18 protein-coding genes, 1 tRNA gene and 1 pseudogene are annotated in these 23,146 nt (G+C 60.8%); 12 read left to right on the top strand and 8 right to left on the bottom strand.

What is annotated here, in order from left to right; translation table 11 throughout:
- Positions 1 to 88: 88 nt before the first annotated feature.
- Positions 89 to 1,624, bottom strand: a complete 1,536-nt coding sequence (locus RMQ97_RS10865) for a peptide ABC transporter substrate-binding protein (protein ID WP_413660898.1) — start codon at positions 1,622 to 1,624, stop codon at positions 89 to 91.
- Between the two features lie 280 nt (positions 1,625 to 1,904).
- Entirely contained in the window at positions 1,905 to 3,077 is a 1,173-nt protein-coding gene (gene carA, locus RMQ97_RS10860) for a glutamine-hydrolyzing carbamoyl-phosphate synthase small subunit (RefSeq protein ID WP_413660897.1), read from the bottom strand.
- A 444-nt stretch (positions 3,078 to 3,521) separates the two neighbouring features.
- On the opposite strand from carA, the gene RMQ97_RS10855 reads away from it, so the two are divergent.
- The 7 genes and pseudogenes from RMQ97_RS10855 to RMQ97_RS10825 all read left to right on the top strand — a co-directional run bounded on the left by RMQ97_RS10855 (position 3,522) and on the right by RMQ97_RS10825 (position 9,781).
- Entirely contained in the window at positions 3,522 to 3,989 is a 468-nt protein-coding gene (locus tag RMQ97_RS10855) for a GatB/YqeY domain-containing protein (RefSeq protein WP_413660924.1), read from the top strand.
- A gap of 141 nt (positions 3,990 to 4,130) precedes the next feature.
- Positions 4,131 to 6,017: a DNA primase gene (dnaG, locus tag RMQ97_RS10850; RefSeq protein WP_413660896.1), complete on the top strand. Its 1,887-nt coding sequence runs from the start codon at positions 4,131 to 4,133 to the stop codon at positions 6,015 to 6,017.
- A gap of 41 nt (positions 6,018 to 6,058) precedes the next feature.
- Positions 6,059 to 8,107 carry an RNA polymerase sigma factor RpoD gene (rpoD, locus tag RMQ97_RS10845; protein WP_413660895.1) on the top strand — a complete coding sequence of 683 codons (2,049 nt, stop codon included), beginning with the start codon at positions 6,059 to 6,061 and terminating at the stop codon, positions 8,105 to 8,107.
- A gap of 125 nt (positions 8,108 to 8,232) precedes the next feature.
- Positions 8,233 to 8,382: pseudogene (locus tag RMQ97_RS10840) on the top strand (hypothetical protein); the annotation flags it as partial.
- Positions 8,383 to 8,412: 30 nt separating this feature from the next.
- Positions 8,413 to 8,967 carry an SRPBCC family protein gene (locus tag RMQ97_RS10835; protein ID WP_413660894.1) on the top strand — a complete coding sequence of 185 codons (555 nt, stop codon included), beginning with the start codon at positions 8,413 to 8,415 and terminating at the stop codon, positions 8,965 to 8,967.
- A 131-nt stretch (positions 8,968 to 9,098) separates the two neighbouring features.
- Positions 9,099 to 9,527, top strand: a complete 429-nt coding sequence (locus RMQ97_RS10830; protein ID WP_413660893.1) for a secondary thiamine-phosphate synthase enzyme YjbQ — start codon at positions 9,099 to 9,101, stop codon at positions 9,525 to 9,527.
- A complete protein-coding gene (locus RMQ97_RS10825; protein WP_413660892.1) occupies positions 9,527 to 9,781 on the top strand; it encodes a hypothetical protein in 255 nt (84 codons plus the stop codon). Before RMQ97_RS10830 ends, RMQ97_RS10825 begins: the two co-directional genes overlap by 1 nt.
- Positions 9,782 to 9,797: 16 nt before the next feature.
- Here the strand turns inward: RMQ97_RS10825 and RMQ97_RS10820 are convergent, their stop codons facing one another.
- From RMQ97_RS10820 to RMQ97_RS10810, 3 genes are all read right to left on the bottom strand, one after another.
- Positions 9,798 to 12,230, bottom strand: coding sequence for an ATP-binding protein (locus RMQ97_RS10820; protein WP_413660891.1), 2,433 nt, complete (start codon positions 12,228 to 12,230; stop codon positions 9,798 to 9,800).
- 72 nt (positions 12,231 to 12,302) lie between these two features.
- The gene (locus RMQ97_RS10815) at positions 12,303 to 13,262 is read right to left on the bottom strand and encodes a M23 family metallopeptidase (protein ID WP_413660890.1); all 960 of its coding nucleotides are present in this window, start codon (positions 13,260 to 13,262) and stop codon (positions 12,303 to 12,305) included.
- A gap of 11 nt (positions 13,263 to 13,273) precedes the next feature.
- The gene (locus tag RMQ97_RS10810; RefSeq protein WP_413660889.1) at positions 13,274 to 14,089 is read right to left on the bottom strand and encodes a hypothetical protein; all 816 of its coding nucleotides are present in this window, start codon (positions 14,087 to 14,089) and stop codon (positions 13,274 to 13,276) included.
- Positions 14,090 to 14,293: 204 nt separating this feature from the next.
- Between RMQ97_RS10810 and panD the strand changes: the two genes are divergently transcribed.
- Positions 14,294 to 14,659, top strand: coding sequence for an aspartate 1-decarboxylase (gene panD / locus RMQ97_RS10805; protein ID WP_413660888.1), 366 nt, complete (start codon positions 14,294 to 14,296; stop codon positions 14,657 to 14,659).
- Positions 14,660 to 14,804: 145 nt separating this feature from the next.
- Here panD and RMQ97_RS10800 read toward each other — a convergent pair whose 3' ends face one another.
- Complete coding sequence (locus RMQ97_RS10800) at positions 14,805 to 15,521, bottom strand: SIMPL domain-containing protein (RefSeq protein ID WP_413660887.1); 717 nt, start codon at positions 15,519 to 15,521, stop codon at positions 14,805 to 14,807.
- 337 nt (positions 15,522 to 15,858) lie between these two features.
- Between RMQ97_RS10800 and RMQ97_RS10795 the strand changes: the two genes are divergently transcribed.
- From RMQ97_RS10795 to RMQ97_RS10780, 4 genes are all read left to right on the top strand, one after another.
- Positions 15,859 to 17,604, top strand: coding sequence for a DUF2334 domain-containing protein (locus tag RMQ97_RS10795; RefSeq protein ID WP_413660886.1), 1,746 nt, complete (start codon positions 15,859 to 15,861; stop codon positions 17,602 to 17,604).
- A 102-nt stretch (positions 17,605 to 17,706) separates the two neighbouring features.
- Positions 17,707 to 17,783, top strand: a tRNA-Ile gene (locus tag RMQ97_RS10790).
- A gap of 157 nt (positions 17,784 to 17,940) precedes the next feature.
- Complete coding sequence (locus RMQ97_RS10785; RefSeq protein WP_413660885.1) at positions 17,941 to 18,285, top strand: hypothetical protein; 345 nt, start codon at positions 17,941 to 17,943, stop codon at positions 18,283 to 18,285.
- 95 nt (positions 18,286 to 18,380) lie between these two features.
- The gene (locus RMQ97_RS10780; protein WP_413660884.1) at positions 18,381 to 18,821 is read left to right on the top strand and encodes a hypothetical protein; all 441 of its coding nucleotides are present in this window, start codon (positions 18,381 to 18,383) and stop codon (positions 18,819 to 18,821) included.
- Here RMQ97_RS10780 and RMQ97_RS10775 read toward each other — a convergent pair.
- Positions 18,787 to 19,944, bottom strand: a complete 1,158-nt coding sequence (locus tag RMQ97_RS10775) for an alpha-hydroxy acid oxidase (protein ID WP_413660883.1) — start codon at positions 19,942 to 19,944, stop codon at positions 18,787 to 18,789. The two genes, RMQ97_RS10780 and RMQ97_RS10775, sit on opposite strands and share 35 nt — an antisense overlap.
- A 69-nt stretch (positions 19,945 to 20,013) precedes the next feature.
- The gene (locus tag RMQ97_RS10770) at positions 20,014 to 23,145 is read right to left on the bottom strand and encodes an efflux RND transporter permease subunit (RefSeq protein WP_413660882.1); all 3,132 of its coding nucleotides are present in this window, start codon (positions 23,143 to 23,145) and stop codon (positions 20,014 to 20,016) included.
- Between the last annotated feature and the right edge of the window lies 1 nt (position 23,146).

The following is a 23,146-nucleotide window of genomic DNA, read 5'->3' as shown; positions in this document are numbered from 1 at the left end:
TGTCTTTTTTCGCGCCTGTCTTTTTTCGGGTGGTTTGTTGACGGGTGAGGGAGGAAGCCGGGCCAATCTCCGATGAACGGTGATCCGGTCAGCCCATCTCGTTCAAGCTCAGATCCCGCCAGAGTTGGGGCTGGACGTCCGGCCGTGTGCCCGCAAGGCGGTTCGCGATCAACCAGTGGGCCCGTTCATGGACAAGGGGGATGATCGCCTGTTCTTCCAGCAAGCGGGAGTCCGCCAGCCCATAGATTTCCGCTCGGCTGGCCGGGTCTGACTGACGGCGGGCCGTTCGCATCAGCTCGGCAAACATCGGATCATTCCAGCCGAAATTGGCCGCGAATCCACCCGGTTCAAACGGATCCAGCATGAAAAACGGGTCAGACTTGAGTCCGCGATTGAAGCTGGACACCGCGATATCGAACGCGCCGGCATCGACTGCCTGGTAGAGATCGGTGGGGTAGGAGACGAGAATATCCGTGGCCACGCCAATCCGCTCCCAGTCCGCGGCGAGTGCGACGGCCAGGCGTTCACTGTCGCCGGTCGTGGCGCGGATTTCCAGCGGACGATCGAATGTGACGGTTTCCAGAAGGTCGCGGGCCTGGTCGAGATCGGGCGCGGCGGCGCGATCTCCCGCCAGCACACCCTGTGTTGGCGCGGCAGTGCCTGAAAAAACGGTCTCGGCCAGAAAAGCGCGATCAATCGAGAGAGACAAGGCTCTGCGCAAGGCCAGCTGTGCCACATCCTCGCGTGCGTGATTGAGTTTCAGATATCGCAGGATCGGCGCATCGAAACTGGCAAACCCGTCGCCCAGCTGGTTCTGGAGTTGCGGAATGAGATTGGACGGCGGGGCGGCGACCAGATCGTATTCACCGGCCCGGAAGAGGCGGACACGGGCATTGGCATCAATGACCGCGTCGGCCTGGATGGCAGGAATGGAGACCTGGTCGGCGGCGTGATAGGCGCTGTTCCTGATCAGGCGCAGGCCGTATTGCGATTGTTGCGCCAGTCGATAGGGACCAGACGTCACAATGTATTCCGGCCGCGCCCAGTCTTCGCCGACCTGTTCGATGATATGGCGGGGGAAGGGATAGAATTCGCGCATCAGGACCGGGAACAGACCCAGCGGGGCGGACAGCTGGAAATCCACTGTTCGGCTGTCGATGGCGCGAACACCCAGATCCTCGGAGGATCTTTCGCCCGCCAGGACCGCCGCGGCATGCTGCACGGTGAAAAAATCACCCAGGGCCGCGAAACTCTGTGTTGGATCAACCAGGCGCCGGGCCGACCAGACGATATCTTCGGCCGTGATGGCGACTCCATCCGACCAGCGCAGATCATCACGCAATTCAAAACGCCAGGTCAGCCCGTCTTCGCTGACGAACCAGCGTTGAGCGAGGCCGGGGCCCACACCACCATCGGCGGAATAATCGGTCAGGGGGGCGTGGATCTGCTTGTAGACGAGGGCCGAGGCCGCGAACTGACCCCGTGCCGGATCGAGATGGTCGGGCATATTGTCCATGGCCACACGCAGCAATCCCTCTGGCGGCGGTGTGCGGGAACAGGCCCCCAGGCTGGCAAGCCCGGCTGTCAAAGACGCGGTGGAGAGAAACTGGCGACGATCCATCATGCGATCAGTCTTAGCGGTTCATCCGACAATGTGGAGTCCTGGCCCGGGCCGCAGCGTTGAAAACCTGCCCGGTCCGCCATGTCTTTCATTGTTCCCGCTCCGCTCGACCCGAGTTTGTCGCCGCTTTCGGTGTCGGGGTCGATGCTCACATGGAACGCGCTCAAGGCTGTGGGGTTTGAACTAAACCCTCCCCGGCGCGCCATGGCTTCGATCTTACGGGAGTTCGCTTCGCTCACCGCTCCGCGCCGCCTGGTCGGCCTGGCGGCGGGATATCTGTGTCTCAGGCCTCGGCGGGTGTTTTCAGCGATGCAACGAACCGTTTGAACACACCAAAACTGTCCTGTGGGCCGGGGCTGGCCTCGGGGTGGTGCTGCACGGCCTGGACGGGCTTGTCGGTCAGTTTGAAGCCACAATTGGTGCCGTCAAACAGGGAGACAAAGGTTTCCTCGGCATTGGCGGGAAGACTGGATCCATCAACAGCAAAACCGTGATTCATCGAGACAATCTCGACCTGGCCGCTCTCGTGATTCTTCACCGGATGGTTCGCTCCATGATGACCCTGGGCCATCTTGATCGTCTTGGCACCGATTGCCAGGGCCAGCATCTGGTGACCCAGACAGATCCCCAGTATCGGCAGATCGCTATCGATCAGCGTTTTCAGTGTTGCGAGAGCATATTCACCGGTTGCAGACGGATCGCCCGGCCCGTTGGAGACCAAAATCCCGTCCGGCTTGTGCGCCAGCACGCTGTCGGCCGAGGTTGAGCCGGGCACAACGCTCACGCGGGCCCCGGCATCGGCCAGAAGGCGCAGGATATTGGCCTTGACGCCATAATCGAGCACTACGACGTGCGGCCCCTCTTCCGGTCCCGTGGCATACCCCTCCGAGATAGACCAGCCGGCCTGGGTCCAGCTGTCCTCGCTGGCGCGTGTCACGTCAGCGGCCAGTTCGCGGCCTTCCATCGGTGTCGCGCCGGCCGCTGCAGCTTTGAGAGCGTCCAGATCAAACTGGCCATTAGGATCATGGGCGATCGCGCACATCGGCATGCCGTGTTCGCGGATATGGCGGGTCAGGGCGCGGGTATCGACACCGGTCAGGCCGATAATGCCCCGTGTGCGCAGCCATTCATCAAAGGTCGAGGTGGCGCGCCAGCTCGCGGGTGGCGTGATGTCGGCGCGCGACACCATGCCCACGGCGGCTTTGCGGGCGGGGTCGGACGCGGCTTCTTCATCCTCTTCATTGGCACCGACATTGCCGATATGCGGGAAGGTGAAGCAGATGACCTGTCCGGCGTAGGACGGGTCGGCGAGCATCTCCTGGTGCCCCGTCATCGCGGTGTTGAAGCACAGTTCGGCGGTGGTCATGCCCTGGGCACCGGTGCCGCGGCCATAAAACACGCTGCCGTCGGCCAGAACGAGAATGCCTGTCGGGGTTTCAGTTCCGGTCGTGCTCATGAATATCTCCTCGGATGATTCCGCTGGGCTGCGGGTAAACGGCCGCGTCTCTAATGGACTCCCGACGCCGGGTCAATCAAATCATTACGTATTGATCACGGGACTTGATTCTTTTTCCACAAAGGCATATTTCCGCGGCCCTGAATTTGAAGATATGGTCATATCTTGGTGCCAGGGTCCCGCAGAGCGGGCTGAGGCAGATCGGTGCAGGCGAGTTTTGCTGTGCCCGCACGAGATGTTTTGCTGAGCCGGCACGAGATAACGTGGAACCACGAACGGATTTTGAACTGAACCACACGGTTGGACGCGATCACATTTGAGGCCGGACATCTTGAACCGGCCACAAAAATCGCCAAGGTCTGAACTGTCAGCGAAATTTCCTCCATCCCATTTGGGTTGTATTTAGGAAGGGCGCCTCGGGCGCCAGAAATGGTTGATTTGAACATGTCGCTTCGAGAGCGTATCTGCAGCGAAATGAAGACGGCCATGAAGGCCAAGGATACCGCCCGCTTGAGCACGCTGCGTCTGATTAACGCGGCGATCAAGGATCGCGATATCGCGGCGCGCGCGGAAGACCGCTGCACCGGCTGCGAGGAAACAGAGATCCTGGCGATCCTGCAGAAACTGGTGAAACAGCGCGAGGAAAGTGCCGAGACCTATGAAAAGGCCGGCCGGTTTGATCTCGCCGAAAGTGAGCGTCAGGAAGCGGAGATCGTCCGTGAATACCTGCCCACACCGATGGATGATGGCGAGATTGCCGAGGCGGCCAAGTCCGTGGTGGTCGAGCTAGGGGCGTCGGGCCTCAAGGACATGGGCAAGGTGATGGGTGAGCTCAAAACCCGCTATACCGGTCGCATGGACTTCGGCAAGGCGGGCGCCAATCTCAAAGTTCTGCTGACGGCGACGGCCTGACCTGATCCGTTTTGACCGTGCGGACGGGCAGGGCCGTGTCTCCTGTCGGTGTCTGCGCGGTGAGCTGATTGACATCCCCCTAGTGACGCGGGGCGCTTTTGCGCGCACACTCGGGGTTTGTCCGATGATCCCAAGAGACGCATGCGTTTAGGTGAAGACTTCATTGACGAGATCAAGGCCCGTGTCCGGCCGTCCGATCTGATCGGGCGAACGGTCGCGCTCAAGCGTCAGGGTCGGGAGTTCGCGGGGCTGTCACCCTTCAAAAAGGAAAAGACGCCGTCCTTTTTCGTGAATGACGAAAAGAAATTCTACCACTGTTTTGCCTCGGGCAAGCATGGTGATGTCTTCTCCTGGCTGCAGGAAATCGAGGGTTTGTCCTTCATGGAGGCGGCCGAGCGCTTGGCGGGTGAAGCCGGTATTGTGCTGCCCGCGGCGGACCCCAAAGCTGCGGAGAAGGCCGAGCGTCGCAGATCCCTGGTGGAATGGATGGACGCCGCGCAGGTTTTCTTTCAGCGCAGCCTCATGTCGCCCCGCGGCGAGGAGGCACGGGCCTATCTTCAACGGCGTGGGCTGTCGCCTGCGGACTGGAAACGTTTTGGTATCGGCTTTGCGCCGGACAGTCGTGGTGCCCTGAAAGACGAGCTGACGACAGCGGGGGCGCCGATCAAGGATTTGGTGGAGTGCGGCCTGCTGATCGCACCGGATGATGGCGGCCGACCTTATGATCGCTTCCGCGGACGTGTGATGTTTCCCATTCACGATCCGCGAGGCCGCCTGGTGGCATTCGGTGGGCGGGCGATGTCCAAGGATGTCCGGGCGAAATATCTCAACTCGCCAGAGACACCGATCTTCCACAAGGGCGATTGCCTGTATCGCTATCCGGAAGCGCGGCGGGCGGCGTCCAATCCGACCGAGAGTATTCGCGGCCTGATCGTCGCGGAAGGCTATATGGATGTCATCGCGCTCGCGCGGGCGGGATTGGGGCATGCCGTTGCGCCGCTGGGAACAGCGCTCACGGAGGGGCAGCTGCAATTATTGTGGCGGGCCGGGGGCGAGGCGGTGTTGTGCTTTGACGGCGATAGTGCGGGGCGTCGGGCCGCGTTTTCGGCTGCAGACCGGGCGCTGCCACTGCTCAAGGCGGGGCGGTCTATCCGATTTGTGTTCCTGCCCGATGGCGCGGACCCCGATGATGTCCTGCGCGATCAGGGGGCAGAGGCGCTGCGCAGCATGCTCTCCCAGACACGTTCGCTCGCCGACATGCTGTGGGAGCGTGAGGTGGCGTTTGAACCGCTTGATGATCCCGACCGCCGGGCCGGTTTTCGTCGTCGCGTCCGCACCCTCCTGGCCAAGATCGAGGACGGGGATATCAAGGCGGAGTATAAACGCGAGTTTGATCAGCGCATGGATGTGCTCTTTGGCACGGCGCCACCCCGCAAGACCGGGGCAGGCCCGGCAAGCCGGTCCGGTGGGGGCGGGTTTCAGCGCGCTGGAGGCAAATGGCAGCCGCGGGGTTTGCCGGCCGGTGCGACACCGGAATTGCTCAAGACACGGTCCCAGACCGGCGATCGCCTTCATCCCAATGGGCGTCTACTGCTACGCGCCGCTGTGGAATGGCCCGATCTGGCGTATGATCAGATGGAGAAGCTGTCAGAACTTTCCTTCGGAACGCTTGACAGCCTGCGTGACGCCGTTCTAGACGCCTGCTCTTCTGGGCAGGATGTGTCCGTGGCGGAGGTTCGTGCAGTACTTGAAGCACGAGGTTTCACTGCGGCACTAAAACAATTGGATAAGGATAAACAGCCCATGCTGGCAGCCATGGGTGGGGCAGACGCTTTGCTGGAGGTCAGGTCCGAGGCTTGGACCCGCTTGGCAGACGCCTATATTCAAAAGAGTGAGAGCCGTCAGCGGCGCGATGAAGTCCGCGCCCGGCTGCTCGAGGAAATCGGGAAGGATGATTCGGAAAGCGTGCGTTTGCTGGTTGAGGCCAATAAACGCGAGATAAGCCGACCGGATGAATCCACAAACTGACAATCACGCTGCGGCGCAACAGTGTGAACAAGGGCGAATAAATGAGCAAACCGGCAGAAGCCAACGACGCTTCGGAACATCAGGACGGACCCCTGCTCGATCTTACGGATCAGTCGGTCAAAAACATGATCAAAACCGCCAAGAAGCGCGGTTATGTGACCCATGATGAGCTGAACGCCGTACTGCCGAGCGAGGAGTTTTCCTCCGAGCAGATCGAGGACGTGTTGGCCCAGTTGTCCGAAATGGGCATCAATGTCGTCGACAATGAGTCCGAGGCCGAGGACGACGACAACTCCAACGCGGCGGCTCCTGAAGAGAGCGAAAGCCGCGAGGTCGCTGCGACCACCGCCAAGACCGCTGTTACCGGCCAGAACACCAATGCATCTGCCGACCGGACCGATGATCCGGTGCGCATGTATCTGCGTGAGATGGGATCGGTCGAACTCCTGTCTCGTGAAGGCGAGATCGCCATCGCCAAGCGGATCGAGGCCGGTCGAAATGCCATGATCCGTGGGCTGTGCGAAAGCCCGCTGACCTTCGAAGCCATCATGGTCTGGCGTGAGGAGCTGCAAGAAGGCCAGGTCCTCCTGCGCGACATCATCGATTTGGATGCCACCTATGGCGGTCAGCAGGCCGGTGAGGAAGGCGAAGACACTGAGGGTGAAGAGGGCGAAGAGGGTGTGATCCCCGGCGCTGCGCCCGGTGCGGCTCCGTCTGATGAGAAAAAGTCTGACGACGAATCGGATTCCGACAGTGAAGACGGTGAGAGCGACAGCGAGAACGAAGACGGCGAGGACAATGAGGATGATGACGACGAAGGTGCGTCTCTCTCCCTGTCCGCGATGGAAGCCGAGCTGCGCGAGGGCGTCATGGAGACGCTCGACAGCATCGCCCGCGATTTTGCTGAATTCCGCAAGCTGCAGGACAAGCTCGTGGCCGCCCGTATCGAGGGCAAGGACCTCACGAAACAGAGCCGCGAGAAGTATGAAGGCTTCCACAATTCGATTGTGACCAGCCTGTCGACCATGCATCTCAACAATGCACGGATCGAGGCGCTCGTTGAGCAGCTCTACACCATCAACAAGGAGCGCATGTCTCTGGAAGGCAAGCTCCTGCGCATGGCGGATGCGCATGGTGTGCCGCGTGCGCAATTCCTCGACAGCTATTTTGGCAATGAGCTGGCACCGGACTGGCCGCACTCCATGGGCGGGACGTCCAAGGCTTGGGATCGTTTCATTGAGCGTGAAGCCACGGATGCGCTGGCCATTCGTGATGAGATCGCCGAGCTGACCCAGCGCGCCGGTGTTCCTATTGAAGATCTGCGCCGTATCGTGCGCTCGGTGCAAAAGGGTGAGCGCGAGGCGCGTGTCGCCAAGAAGGAAATGGTGGAGGCCAATCTGCGCCTCGTGATTTCCATCGCCAAGAAATACACCAATCGCGGTCTGCAATTCCTGGATCTCATCCAGGAAGGCAATATCGGCCTCATGAAGGCCGTCGATAAGTTCGAATATCGTCGCGGTTACAAATTCTCGACTTATGCCACCTGGTGGATCCGTCAGGCCATCACGCGTTCCATCGCGGATCAGGCCCGGACGATCCGTATTCCGGTGCACATGATCGAAACGATCAACAAGATCGTCCGAACATCGCGCCAGATGCTGCACGAAATCGGTCGCGAACCGACGCCGGAAGAACTGGCCGAGAAACTCGCCATGCCGCTGGAAAAAGTGCGCAAGGTGATGAAGATCGCCAAGGAGCCGATCTCTCTGGAAACGCCGATCGGTGATGAGGAAGACTCACATCTGGGCGATTTCATCGAGGACAAGAATGCGATCCTGCCGATCGATGCGGCCATCCAGTCCAATCTGCGTGAAACCACGACGCGGGTTCTGGCGTCCCTGACGCCGCGCGAAGAACGTGTGCTGCGCATGCGGTTCGGCATCGGTATGAATACGGACCACACTCTGGAAGAAGTGGGCCAGCAATTCTCGGTGACGCGGGAACGTATCCGTCAGATTGAGGCCAAGGCCCTGCGCAAGCTCAAACACCCGAGCCGTTCGCGCAAGCTGCGCTCTTTCCTGGATAACTGATCCGCGAGCGCGATTGCTAAAAGCGCGGACCGGGTCCGGCACAATGACACACCAGAAAAAGCCGGGCCTGTCAGGTCCGGCTTTTTCTATGTCCGCGTCCAAGTCCGGGAAGGGCCTCGTCCACCATTCAGGCAGAACACCGCATCAGTCACGGCCCGGATCATTGTCGGCCTGACGTTTGTGGATGGCCGAGTGCGCATCACAAATTTCGCGCCCACATCATTCTCTATCGCATCGACGGTGATATAGTTCGCGTGATCCGTGTGCCGCACGGGCGTGAAGACTGGCAGGACGAGGGGACCCCCATGCTGACACCGTTCATCTTCGCCGCTGCGACGGCCGTTCTGCCGCCGCCCGAACTGACCCAGTATGAGGTGCAGGGCTTTCGCTCGATGGTGTTTATCGACATCAACGCTCCGCGCGAGGAGGTCTGGGACGCGGCTACGGGTGATGTCTCCCCCTGGTGGGATCATTCCTTTGCCCTTGAGCCGGCCGAGCTGCATATCGAGGCTGAATTTGGGGGCCGCTTCTATGAACGTCTGGAGGCGGGCTCCTCTGACGGTGCCCTGCATGCCACGGTGATCTATGTCGATGCGCCTCAATCCTTGCGGCTGCATGGACCGCTTGGCCTGTCCGGGCGTTCGGTCGATCTGGTCTCCAGCTGGACCCTGACCGAACTCACCGACACATCGACACGCTTCACGGTCGAGTTGTCCATGCATGGTGAGATCGATGAAGACCTTGCCCGCACCGTGCGGCAGGTCTGGCAGCATTTCATCGGAACCCGACTGAAACCCTATATCGAGGCGGGCTGTCATCTTGAGCCGGATGCCCCCTGTTCAGCGTGGGAGGAGGGCTAGACAGGCCGAGGGCTGATGAGCAAGGGCACTGGGACGTCATCGTGCACGTCCTGCGGGCGGGGCGGTGCATTGCGTCTTCCACCACATCATGATGCTATGAGCCCTCTGTGTGACCCGCCCCTGGATTCTCCATGCCGCTGACCCGTCTGACTGTATCAACCTCCGGCCCTGGCCTGTACGAGATTTCTGATGAGGTGCGCCAGTGGGTTGAGACCAGCGGTGTTCGCGAGGGATTGCTGACGGTTTTTGTGCGTCACACCTCCTGCTCTCTTGTGATCCAGGAAAATGCCGATCCGGATGTTAAGCGCGACCTCAACGAATTTTTCAAACGCCTTGTGCCCGATGCCGATGACCCGTCCATGGCGTGGCTCTGGCATACAACAGAAGGCCCCGATGACATGCCGGCGCATATCAAGTCGGCCCTGACAGCCACCTCGCTGGGTATACCGGTGGACGCGGGACGTCCGCTCCTGGGGACGTGGCAGGGGATTTATCTGTTCGAGCACCGCTGCGCGCCGCATCGGCGTGAGGTCGTGTGTCAGCTTATGGGAGAGCGCTGATGTTTCGGCTGGTTCGATGGATGTGCTTCCCGCTCGCGCGCCGTTTCAACACCTATCCGCTGCTGATCTATTACATTCTGGCTCTGATCCTCGTGGTTTTGCGCCGCTGGGTTTTTCCGCTTTCAGCCCAGGCGCAAATGGTCTTGCCCCCGTACTTTATGACGAGTTTGATGATTGCCGTTCTGGTCGTGGTCCCGGTTTTTCTGGTGATGCGCAATCGCGACTGGATCCGGCGCGCTCCATCCAAAACCTGACCCGCCTTATCAGGGCCTAGGCGGCGCCGCGACTGGCCTGGACCACGCTGCGTCGCTGGATGAGCTGGCGCAATGTACGGTGAAGCACTTCAGGGACCAGCGGTTTCTCGACATGGGCGTCGAAACCACTCTGCGTATAATGCTGGATCTGGTGCACCATGGCGTTGGCGGTGAGGGCAATGATCGGCGTGCGCGGACGGCCCTCGGTCTCTTCCCATTGTCGGAAGGCGCGCATGGCGTCTTCGCCATTCATAACCGGCATCTGGATATCCATCAGCACGCAGTCAAACTCGCTGGTCTTGAGCTGTTCCAGGGCTTCTGCGCCGTTCTCCACCACCACGAGATCGACATTGAGCGGTTCAAGGAAGGCCTTGACCACCAGGCGGTTCGTCAGATTGTCGTCAGCAGCAAGGATGCGACGTACCGGTCCTTCGCGCAGCAGGTCGGCATCGCTGAGATCATTGACCGGTGCGGAGGTGTGGACGGCCTCCCCGGTTGAGAGCGGGAATTCCAGATGAACCGTGAAGCGCGTCCCTTCGCCCGGATGGCTTTCGACCTCGATCATGCCCTCCATCTGGGTCACCAGTCCATGACAGATCGACAGGCCCAGACCTGTACCGCCAAACTGGCGCGAGGTTGAGGTGTCGGCCTGGACGAATTTGTCGAACACCGCCTGGCACTGATCCGCAGTCATGCCGATACCGGAGTCTGTGACGGTCATGATGACGTGAGCGGGGTCTTTGGCGCTTGGATCCGGTCCGATTTCCAGGGTCACTTCGCCGGCATCGGTGAATTTGATCGCGTTGGACAGAAGATTGCTGGCAATCTGGCTGAGGCGCAGCGGGTCTCCGACGCGGACACGGCCGATTTCATCCGTTTGACGCACAGTCAGGCTGAGGCCTTTCTCCTGGGCGGAGATGGCATACAGAGCCTCAATCCGTTCGGCGATCTGTTCGAGCGTGAAATCAGTGTTTTCAAGATCCAGCTGTCCGGCCTCGATCTTGGTCAGGTCCAGGATATCATTGAGGATATGCAGCAGCGTGTCGCCCGACTTCACGATCAGATCAACCCGGTCCCGGTCGGCGGGTTCCAGCGCGCTGTTTTCCAGAGCCCGGGCCATGCCCAGAATACCATTCATGGGGGTGCGGATCTCATGGCTCATATTGGCCAGAAACTCGCTCTTGAGCGTGTTGGCTTCCTCAGCCTGGGTGCGCGCGTCGACCAGATCCGTGATGTCCGAGATGGAACCGGCCATCCGCACAGCGCGACCATTGGCGCGGACCGCGGTGCCGCGCAGGCGGAACCAGCGAAACCGGCCATCCGCGCAGCGCAGGCGACAGTGTTCGTCGAACTCGCCGCCATGTTTGAGGTGCGCCCCGAGGCGGCGATTGATATGGGCGTTCTCGTCTGGGTGGATGGCTTCCTCAAACGCCGTGATATGTGCGCCGAACCGGTCGGTTTCATAGCCCAGCAGGGATTTGAAGCGGGGTGAGAAGAAGGTGTCACCGGTTTCGATATTCCAGTCCCAGATACCGTCGGCCGAGCCCTGAACCGCCAGGGAGAAGCGTTCCTCACTGGTCTGCAATTCTTCCAGCGCGGCCTCTTTCTCTTTCATCAGGCGATCGCGGCGCGCCCGGGCCCGTTGCAGCGCATAAACGGCGAAGCCGGCCGCGATCGAGGTGACACATCCCATCAGGACCAGAATGAGTGGAACGGCGGAGTGCTCCTGTCGATAGAGCTGGCGTGTCGGGCGCGCCTCCAGAATCCACACCGATCCCGGAAACTCGATGATGCGCTCGATGGCCAGTGTGCCCCGGGCCGTATCGGCTTCCGAATACACCACCTGCCCGGTTTCGTGCAGCGTGATCTGGGCGAGCGGCGCGATATCGGGATGGACGACCAGATCCATCAAGGCTTGTAGTTCATGCACGCTGACCAGCGTTCCCTGATGTGTGTCATCAATGAAGATCGGATAGAAGGCGAGAAACCCCGTCTGTCCGTCAAACAGGGTCACGGCGTGTGTTGTCTGCGATGTCCGGGTGGCGACGGCCCGCTCGACAGCGTCTGCGCGCCGTTCTTCGTAGCGTAAATCAATGCCACGAGCGCCCGAAGCCCCGTTGCTGGTCTGGGTCCAGCGGACGCGGAAACGATCATCGGCCCAGGAAATGGCACGAATTTCGGGTCTCGATGTCACCAGGCTGTTGGCATCGACACGCCAGATGGCTTCCTCCGTCCCCCCGGCCAGAGACCAGCGCAGGGCCATGCGGTTGAGAATATCCATGTCTGTGGTGATGCGGGTGTCGAGTGTGGTGGCGACATGGTCGGCCATCTCTTTCAGCCTCAGGGCGGCTGCATAGTTTTCACGTGCGCGCAGATATCCTGCGACAGACGCAAACAAAACCAGGCACGACAGAGCTGATGCAAACGGCAGCAAGTAACGGCGATCCACGGCCAATCCTCCAGAACACAGTCTGGAGGCTTAGCGCAGTGACGTTAAAATACGGTTGTCCGAAGCGGAGTTTCAGCTGTCCGTTCCATCGATAAGCCTTTGATAACTTTCAACCAAAGCCATGTATGGCGGCACATGTGTATTCTCGATTGCACCACCACCTGTATCAACAGCCATGCGGATCTCGAAATGCAGGTGGATAGTGGTGGCTGTCCCGCCAAACTCATTGGACACCAGACCGATCCGATCGCCTTTTGAGACCGTATCGCCGACCTCCACTTCAAGCGCGCTCTTGTCCAGGTGAAGATAGGTGTAGCGCACGCCGTCATCGCTCATCAAACGCACGGAATAGGAGCCGATCGAGGTGATGGTGCCGCTATCGGCGGCCACCGCCCAGTGGACGGCATCGGTACAGGTGGCGGGACGAATATCCTGTCCCTGGTGGCCCGTACCCGCCGGACACATCGGCGTGCCATACCCGCGCGTCTCGCAGAAATTGTCACGCCAGGCATAGCTGTAATTGCTGTCGGCACACTGGCCACCGGCCGGGCCCATATACCCTCCAGCGCCATAGACCTGGCTGTTGGCAAAGGCCCGAGCGATCTCCATCGGGAAACGCATGTCCGGTACATAATTCACAGCCACGGTCTGACCGGTGCCACTGTCTTCAACCAGATCACCGGCTGGCAGCCAGGTGAAGACGTCACCGGCGTGATCGGTGGGCTCAGCGGGCTCTGCCGGTTCGGCGGGCTCCTCAGGTTCCGCAGGCTCTTCGGGCTCTTCGGGCTCAGCAGGCTCCTCAGGTTCCGCAGGCGCTTCAGGTTCCGTAGGCTCTTCAGGCTCAGCGGGTGCTTCAGGCTCAGCGGGTGCTTCAGGTTCCGCAGGTTCTTCGGGCTCCACCGGGTCTTCGGGCGCGGGAAGCGGAGCCGGATCGGAGGGCGCCGGGTTGTCTTCCGGCCAATACAGGGCACCGGCCGCGAAACCCGCGACGGCGATGATGGCAGCGAGGGATTTTTCGACAGTCCGGGACAAGTTCAGCCTCCCTAATCCGGCGTTCCGCCGGCGATATACAGCGTGCGGGCAAGGTCTCGGGCATACGTCTCGCCCGTACAGCGTGTATCGGCGCGTGGAATGTCACACTCAACGGTCACCGTGTAGGCGACACCAAAGCGGTTGAAACTGACATCAAACCCGTATTCGGTTCGCTCAACGCGAAGGCCCTCGCCATCGGTGACCCGCAAGCGCCGCCCGGATCGATCGTCCGGTGCGCGATTATGCGCCAGGCGTGTACCGAAAACCTCCACCAGCAGGCCGTTATCACTCACGGAATAGGTGTAGAAATAGCGCTGGGGAAACAGGAAGGCCGGTGCGTCCTGGCGAATGCCCAATGCGCTCAGGGTCGGGATAAGGATGGGCAGGCGTGCCACCGGTGCATTGCCGGCATCAGGATTACGCGGAAGGATGAACGGGCGAATCTGAATCTCGCTGCCCACCGTCGGGTTGAAATACTGGCGCTGCTGAATCTGTATGTCCGTGGAGACACGGTTCCAGTCAACGGGCACAGCGCGCGGATCGCGTTCGTCGGGCTCTTCGTTCTGCGCGGCCTGGAAGCGCTGAAGCACTTCGGGATCAATCTGCAAGGTGCGCGAGGGCAGGGCCTGCACCTGATTGGGGTCGATCTGTACCGGTGTTGTCTGTATCGGCGTAGCTTGCAGCGAGGGCACTTGTCCAGTGGTGGGTGATGTGCCGGGGCTCGGGTCCTGCTGTGAGGTCTGGGCGGTCACAGCCGCCAGACCTGTCGGTGCCAAGCTCAGCGCCAATAAACTCACCGACACAATGAACGCACAGGTTCGTCTCATGAACCCCTCCCATCCCGCTTCATGACCGGTAGCTTACCAGAACCAGGTGACAACTGGCCAACACTTCCGGTCAGGATTGAAATGGAGTGTGAGGGCGCAGGGCTGAACCACATCTGTGCATGGCCGTCACACAGCGTTCATTATTGAAAAAATGTCGAAGCCACCGTATGTGCACGGCACACGTTGAGTAAGGAGTCGTGCGCCATGCACCTCACCATGATGAAATGCAAGCTTCACCGGGCCGTCGTGACCCAGGCCGATCTGCATTATGAAGGCTCGATCTCAATCGACCAGGATTTCCTGGACGCAGCGGGCATTCTCGAAAACGAACAGGTTGATGTGCTCAACATCAATAATGGTGAGCGTTTCACCACCTATGCCATCAAGGCGCCGCGCGGCAGCCGCACGTTTGGCATCAATGGCGCCGCGGCGCGCCTCGCCCAGCCCGGCGACCGGATCATCGTGGTGGCCTATGCCGGGATGGATGCGGCCGCAGCCGAAGTCTTCGAGCCAACCGTCGTTCTGTTTGACGAGCACAATCAGATCGTGAGCCAGCCCAAGGCGGCCTGATATCGCGTCTCTGCGACGATCAGGACCCGTTTTCCGGTTCGCCTTGGTGAACGGAGTTCGTGCGGTGACACACGCTGATACAACACGCTGATACAAGAAGAGCCCGGCCTGGCCGGGCTCTTTGCATTGAAGCTGGGGTTTGCGCCTAGTCAGCGGGCCGGATGCAGAATTCGGCGGACACGGTGGCGGACAGGCTCAATTCACCCGCAGCGATGGGGGTGGCGCTGTCCATCAAACTCGCTTCCGCGCGAAATGCGACGTCATCATAGGGCTGGACGGGTGTGCGGGCCTGGCCTTCGCGCAGATGATTGATGCCGCACAGCTCTTGTCCTGTCGCCGAGGCGAACAGGTTCGCCTTCTCCAGCAGGCGCTCAAGCGCGTTCGATCGTGCTTCGTCCATGGCGTCGGCAACGTCGTCTGCGCCAAACGTCAGGCTGTCGATCGTATTGGCACCGGCGGAGACCATGGCGTCGATGACATCGCCGGTCTCGTCCAGCTCCCGGATCCGTGCGGTGACGGTATTGCGCGCGACATAGCCGGTCAGGCGTCGCTGGGACCGGTTTTCGATCCATTCATACTCGGGCGTCACAGACAGGCGCGTGGTCTGCAGGTCATTTCCGGCAATCCCGGCGCGACGCAGGCTGGACATCACCTGGTCCATGGCATTGGCATTGGCCCGCACAGCCGCCGCAGCGGTGTCCCCACGGCTTTCCACGCCGCCGCTCAGGCTGGCAAATTCCGGCTCCACAGCCAGTTCGGCCTGTGCGGACAGGGTCAGTGTGCCGTGGGTACTATCCTCATCGGCGAAGGCCGGGGCGGCCAGCAGGGCGAGGGTGGAAGCGGCGAGAAAGATGTGTCGCATCGGAAACTCCTTGGATCACGATCTGGACCCTTCGGTCCGTGTGAAACGAACTATAAGGATCCGGCGTGTCGCATCAATGACTGCGCGTCGGGCGTGTGCCCGTTTGACGGACGTCCAGCACACTCAGCGCAGCCTGAATACTTGCTGAACGCGTGCGCCGCCAAATGGACCCGGCATGGCCCATTTTCGCCGCATTTGCGTCCCGGTTTGGCCGGAAGCCTCTCTCATTCTTAACCATGGGCCATGAGAGCAGAAGGCACCGAGGGGGCTTGGTGTAGTGATGATGTTGAGGATCTTGATCCTGGTCGCGTTATGGGCGGCAGCATTTTTATATCCCTTGCATGGAGCACTTATCGCGGATGAGGGGGACGGTCTGGTGCAGACCGACGCCACAGATCCGTCGTCTGTGCTCGTGCTTTATCCAGACACGGGCGAGGGTGCCGAATACGGCGCGCTGCATGCCGTGAATGTGGCCAATCTGGTGGGGCGCCATGCCGAAGCGGCCCTGATGGGGATCAGCGAATACGAGGCGGATGATCGCGATGCCCATGACGCCCTGGTCGTGGTCAACACCGCCTGGGAGCCCGAGCTGCCGGCGGCGCTGATCGAGGACGTCGTGGCCTCTGAAGAGACGACGATCTGGATCGAGGGCGGTCCCGATGACCTGCAGTCCTCCGCCCCTGTTGCCAGTCCCGTCGCCAACTCCTTTGCCCAGGCCGGCTGGCTGGCCGAACAGGTGACGGGTGAGGACTTCAATGAAGTTCTCTATGCGGGCGAGCGGTTTCCACGCAATCCTGACTCCACACACACCATGGCGGCGATCGAGGTGACAGACCCGACCCGTGTGGACGTTCTGGCGGAAATGCGTACATCCACCGGAGAAACCCGCCCCTGGGCGATCCGGTCCGGCGCCCTGACCTATGTGGCGGAAAGCCCGATGGCGTATGCCGGCACGGATGATCGTTATCTGGTCTTTACTGACATCCTGTCCCGGGCGCTGGCACCACAGGCCGACGGCGGTCATTACGCGCTGTTGCGGATCGAGGATATTGGCCCCGAGGCAGATCCCGAACAATTGCGGGTCATGGCCCACTATATGGAAGAGGCGGCCTTGCCCTTTTCCGCAACGGTGTATGATACGTATCGCGACCCTCAGGGCATGTACAACAACGGCGTGGGCGAGAGCTTTACCCTGCAGGACCGGCCGCATGTGGCGCGGGCTTTGCGCGACATGGTGCGCGCCGGGGGCACGCTGATCATGCATGGCCACACGCATCAGCTGGACCAGCAGATGAACCCCTTTGGTCCCAGTGGCCAGGATTATGAATTCTTCAAGGCGAGCCTGGACGGCCAGGGCAAGTTTGTTCTGGATGCGCCCGTGGAAGACGACACCCTGTATCGCTGGCGCCGGACCATGAATGCGGGTCTGGAGGGCTGGGAGGCTGCGGATTTGCCGCGCCCCTTCATCTTCACCTTCCCGCATTATGCCGGATCCCTGAGTGCGTATCAGGCCATCAGTGAATTCATGCCGGTGCGTTTCGAGCGCGTGCTGTATTTCGGTGGTGAGGCGGAAGGCCAGGGCGACAGCCATGGTATCTATGGCGAACAGTTTTTCCCCTATCCAGTGCGGGACATCCGCGGTGATATCATCCTGCCGGAAACACTGGGTAATTTTGCTCCCGATGGCAGTATTCACGGGCGTTCTGTAGACGAGATGCTGGCCACGGCCCGGCGCAATTTGGTGCTGCGTGAGGCCTATGCCGGCTTCTTTTATCACTGGTATCTCGACACACAGGAGCTGGACCAGCTGGTCACAGGCCTGCGTGATATGGGGTATGATTTCATCAGCCCGGAAGGCGCTGCCACGACCGTGGCGACCGTGGTGCCGGAGCCTGATAGCGGGTTTCATCGCATGGCTGCGTCCTATCGGGCGACAATCGCCAGCCCGGATTTTTGGCTGCAGGACCGGACCGAGTGGATTATCCTGCTGCTGATCGTGCTGGCCCACCTGATCATCTTCCGGATCGGGCCGCGCAAATCAGGCACGCAATCCACCGGCGACGCGCAGCGGGATGACGACTGACGCGTCAGGTCCAGCAGAGATCAAGCTGACCAAGGCGTGCAGCCGGGCCTTGCCAATCGCCCGGTGCACTGCCTATCTCTTCGCCTCTCCAAAGAGCATCGGGGGCCCGTAGCTCAATTGGTTAGAGCCGGCGGCTCATAACCGCTTGGTTGGGGGTTCAAGTCCCTCCGGGCCTACCATTGCCTGTCTCGGTTTTGCACTGCGAGACAGGCCAAGGTGTTTTTCCGCGTCGCATCGACGTTTTTGGCGTCATCTTAAGGCTTGCTTTATCCCCTTGCGGCTCACTGGTACCGGGTGATTTGGGGCCCGCAGACCGTGGCTATTCAGGAGGACGCCATGTCTCAGACCGCACGTGTTGATGATCTTTGGGCACAGACCGATACGCTGGTCTTTCGTCTGGCGGCCGATCATCTCCAGACCCTGGGGCAGGGGCAGGGATCCCTCCCGGTGTTCGACCTGGCCTTGCGCCAGCTCGACCAGATTGACGCGATCCTCTCTGCCCAGTTTCCGGATGTCCTGGACGAGACCGCAGTCGACGGCGCGGCCATTCGTCATCGGATCCAGCAATTGCAGGACGGCGAGGCGATGCGACCGGGCGAAGTCCAGCGTCAGCGCTCTGCCCTTATTCGCGATATGCAGACGTATTTCCAGGATCTGGAACGTCGGCTCGGCGGCCGATAAGCCTCTCTAACCCGCAGATCAGTGCCGAACATCGCCATTCACTTCCCGGACAAGAGCATTGCACTGGCCGTGACATCGGGTATCGTCATGAGACTATGTTCGGGGGTCGTATGGCAGGTGGCGGATATTATTGGGCCGGCATGGTCATCCAGAGCGTTTTTACGGCCTGGTTCTCCACATGGACGGTGTTGATTCTTCTGACCTGGTCGGGCCTGTATGACGGCCAGATCGCCGGACAGGTCAATCTTGCAAATTTTGTTGATCTGACGCCCACCGCGTTCTTGATCAGCTTCATCCTGCTGGATTTGCTCATTCTGGCGGCCTGGTGGGTGACCCTCCGACGTCGGCGATGGGCCTATATCGCCTATTTTGTCGTCATTCTTCTCGATATTGCCGAATGGGCGGCATTTGCCCTGTTGCCGCACTATGACAACAGCCAGGAACCTTATGTGATCGGTATGTCCCTTATCGGTGTCTGGTGTCTGAGACGTTGGGCCGGTCTCAACTCATTGGCCTCACCGGCAGGGAATGGATGAGATCCGGCGTGATCTCGGCGAGCGTACGGGCGCCACACAGGGCCATGTCACGCTCCAGACCTTCGGTGAGGAGGCCTAGCGCCCGCTCGACCCCGGCCTGTCCAGCCGCGCCCAATCCGTACAGATAGGCCCGGCCGACAGCCACGGCATCCGCGCCCAGGGCGAGCGCCTTGATGATATCTGTTGAGCGGCGGATGCCGCCATCCAGGATGATCTCGGCCTGTCCGCGCACGGCGGTTGTGATCGCGGGCAGAAGATCGATCGTCGCCGGGCCGGTATCCAGCTGTCGCCCACCATGATTGGAAATCCAGACCGCATCCGCACCCGCATCCAGGGCACGCCGGGCGTCATCCGGGCGGGCGATGCCCTTGATCGCAAAGGCGCCCGTCCAGGCCTCTTTCATCCAGCGCACATCCTCCCAGGTGAGGGAGCGGTCAAACTGCCGGTTGAGAAAGGCCATGATGCCTTCGCCCTGCAGGTCCATGTCTATGTATTGAGCCGGGGCGATGCGCGGGGTAAGCGCCATGTCGAGCAGATAGCCCGGACGCGAGAGGGCCTGGCCGATGGTCGATAGATTGATCGTGGGGGGAATGGAGAAGTGGTTGTACAAATCCCGTTCCCGATGGCCGGCCACCGGCAGATCAACGGTGAGGATCAGTCCCGTAAAGCCGGCTGATCGCGCTCGCTCGAGGGATTGCAGGACAAGATCGCGATCCTTCCAGACATAGACCTGGAACCATTTGGGTCCGGTGTGCGCCTCTGCCACGGTCTCGATCGGGGTCGAGGACAGGGTCGAGAGCCCATAAGCCAGATTGTAGCGGGCAGCGGCGCGGGCCACGGCCAGCTCGCCCTCGCGCGGATGGAATAGACGTTGTGCGGCCGTGGGCGAGAGGATGAGCGGGGCGGCCATCTCATCGCCCATCACCCGTGTTCGGGTTTCGACCTCGCTGACATCGACCAGCACACGGTGGATCAGCGAATAATCGGCGAAACGGTCGTTATTGGCGCGCAAGGTGCGCTCATCATCCGAGCCACCATCGATATAGTCGAACACCATGCGGGGCAGGCGGTGTTTCGCCATGCGCCGAAGGTCAAAGATATTATGGGCCGCAATAAGAGACATGAAACATAAGTCCCGGTTGCGGCCCATGGGGTCAAGCCTGACGATGTCGAGCCGAGCTTAACGGCGCTGTCAGGCCGCAGCATCCTCCTGGGTGGGTTCAGCCTTGGACTGACCCGCCGGGCGAATGCCCAGGAAGAGGGCATAGATCACCGGGACGGCGATCATGGTCAGGATCGATGCAAAGGCCAGACCGCCCACAATGGTCACGGCCATGGCCTGGAAGAAGGCATCCCAGAAGAGGGGAGCCATGCCCAGAATGGTCGTGCTGGCGGCCAATAGGACCGGGCGCAGACGTGAAGCCGAACCGAATTGCACCGCCTGGAACGGATCATCGCCCCGACGGATGCGCAGATCGATCTCGTCCACCAGAACGATGGCGTTTTTGATCAACATGCCTGACAGGGACAGCAGCCCCAGCAGCGCGGTGAAGCTGAACGGTACACCGGTCGCCAGAAGACCTATGGCCACGCCGTTGAGCGACATTGGCACAATCGACCAGATGACCAACGGCTGACGCACTTTGGCAAACAGCAGGAAGGAAATCACGATCATGATGATGAAGGTGGCCGGCAATTGTCCGCCCAGCGCCTCATTGGCGTCCGCTGAGCTTTCATATTCACCGCCCCATTCCATCGTATAGCCCGGCGGCAGATCAATGCTTTCGATCACGGGGGCAAAGCGGACAAATCCTTCCATGGCCGTCTCGCCGTCGTGGGGATTGGCCAGCACGGTGATGGTGCGCACCCGGTCGCGACGCTGAATAAGAGCGTCCTCGCTCTGGATGGTGAAGCGCGAGACGACCTGGCTGATCGGTACATAGGCCTGCTGGGCATTGCTCCAGACCAGGAGATCGCCCAGCTGGTGGGAAGAACCGCGCTCACCCGCCGGAGCACGGGCGATGATCGGGATCAGGTCCTCATTATCGCGATAGAGCCCCACCTGGCTGCCATCCGCCGCATAGGCCAGGGCCGCCCCGATATCCTCGCGTGTGACCCCGGTCGCACGGGCGCGGCTTTCGATCATCTCGGGAACGATGACGCTGGTCCGATTGCGCCAGTCTGTGCGGATATCCTGGACATCCGCGTCGCTATAGAGGCGTTCCATGGCCTCCTCTGACAATTGACGCAGGACATTCGCGTCTGGTCCGGAGAAACGGGCCGCCAGCTTGGCGCCGGCCGGCGGGCCAAACACGATCCGGGTGGCGCGGATCTCCGCATCCGGGTGGGCTGAACCCACATGCTCAAGGATCCGGTCCGCCAGGTCGGGAATAACGTCAAGACTGGCGGTCTGAACGATAATCTGGGCGTAGGAAGCACTGGGTTGCTCGGCGGTGTAGGTGAGCATGAAACGCGTGGCACCAGCGCCGACAAAGGTGTCGAAACTGACGGTTTCGTCCTGCTCCCCGACAAACTCACCCACAGCCTGTGCGGCCTCGTTGACGGTCAGGATGTCTGTGCCCTCGGGATATTGAAGGTCGACAAAGAACATCGGTGTATTGGTGTTCGGGAAGAAGGAATTACGCACCGAACCAAAGCCGACATAACAGGCCAGGGTCACGATGAGCAGGCCGCCGAGCACAGCCCACCGGTGATGCAGGGCCAGCGAAAGCAGCCCGGCATAACGTCCGAGCATGCCACGCGAATACAGATCGGCTTCCATGTCGGAATGGTCATCGCGTTCCATGGCCTTCTTGCGTTCGGCCTCGAACAGATAGAAGCCGATCATCGGGACCACGGTCACAGCGAGCACCCAGCTCAGCAGCAGGGAAATGCCGATCACGGCGAATAGCGAGAACAGGAATTCGCCTGTGGCATCGGGTGACAGTCCAATGCCGGAGAAGGCCATGATGCCAATCACTGTTGCACCGAGCAGCGGCCATTGCGTGGATTGAACCGCATCCACAGCGGCGTCCAGGCGGCGTTTGCCCCGTTGAACGCCCGTGAGCATGCCCTCAGTCACCACGATGGCATTATCCACCAGCATGCCCATGGCGATGATCAGGGCGCCCAGGGAAATGCGTTCCATCTCCAGGGCGAACATGTTCATGAAGAAGAACGTACCCATAACGGTCAGCAGCAATACCGAACCGACGGTCAGGCCGGCGCGCCATCCCATGAAGATACACAGGACGCCGATCACGATACCCACGGACATGGCGAGGCTGATCAGGAAGTCATTGATCGCGTTGTCCACCACGACGTGCTGCTGGTAAATCGGCTCGAGTTCGATACCCAGCGGCAATTCAGCCGACAGCTCGGCAAGGCGGGCATCCACCGCATGACCGACATCCACAATGTTCGCAGTAGTCTGACCGGCGACGCCGATCGTGAAGGCGCGTTGATTGTTATGATAGATGAAGTTCTGAGGGCGCTCGGCCGGAGCACGGCTCACCGTGGCGATGTCGGACAGGCGAAGGGTATCGCCGTCATTGCCCAGCGTGATGAGCGTGTTTTCAATCGGCTCGATCCCGTCGAGCGTCTGGGGCACTTCGAAGCGCATGTAACGCCCGGCGCGCTCGATCGAGCCGGCGATGATCACCGCATTCTCGCGGTTCACGGCCGAGAGCAGTTGTTGATAGGACAGGTTGAAGCGTGAGAGCTCGTCCTGCGAGATCTCGATGAAGATGCGTTCTTCCGGCTCACCATCAACCGCGACCTTTGCCACACCTTCGACAACCAGCAATTCGCGGCGCAGATCACGGGCGATGTCGCGGATCTGTTCATCGGAATACCCATCGGCCGTGACCGCATAAAACAGTCCATAGGTGTCGCCGAAATCATCATAGACCACAGGCGGGGCGGCGCCGGGCGGCAGATCGCTGACAGCGTCGCGCACGCGGGCCCGCAATTTGGTCCAGACCTCGGGCAATTCATGGCCGTCAAGCGTGTCATCGACGGTCACGTGGATCTCGGCCAGGCCCGGTGAACTTTCTGATGTGATGCGATCGACTTCCGCCATCTGCTGGATGGCAATCTCGAGGAGTTCGGTAACTTCGGACTCCACCTCCTCGGCGCTGGCGCCGGGATAGGGCGCGAAGACAATGGCTTCCTTGATGGTGAAGGCGGGATCTTCAAGGCGCCCGACGCCGAAGAAACCACTCAGCCCGCCCAACAGGCAGGTGAGAATGATGAGCCAGGTGTAAACCGGGCGTTCGATGGACAGCCGTGCCAGGGACATGGCCGGAGAGGCAGAGGACGTCATG

Origin of the sequence: Maricaulis sp. D1M11, assembly GCF_047308265.1 — a bacterium.
Lineage (GTDB): Bacteria > Pseudomonadota > Alphaproteobacteria > Caulobacterales > Maricaulaceae > Maricaulis.
The sequence above is the reverse complement of the archived record's forward strand: the minus strand, read 5'-3'. Positions and strand labels throughout refer to the sequence as shown.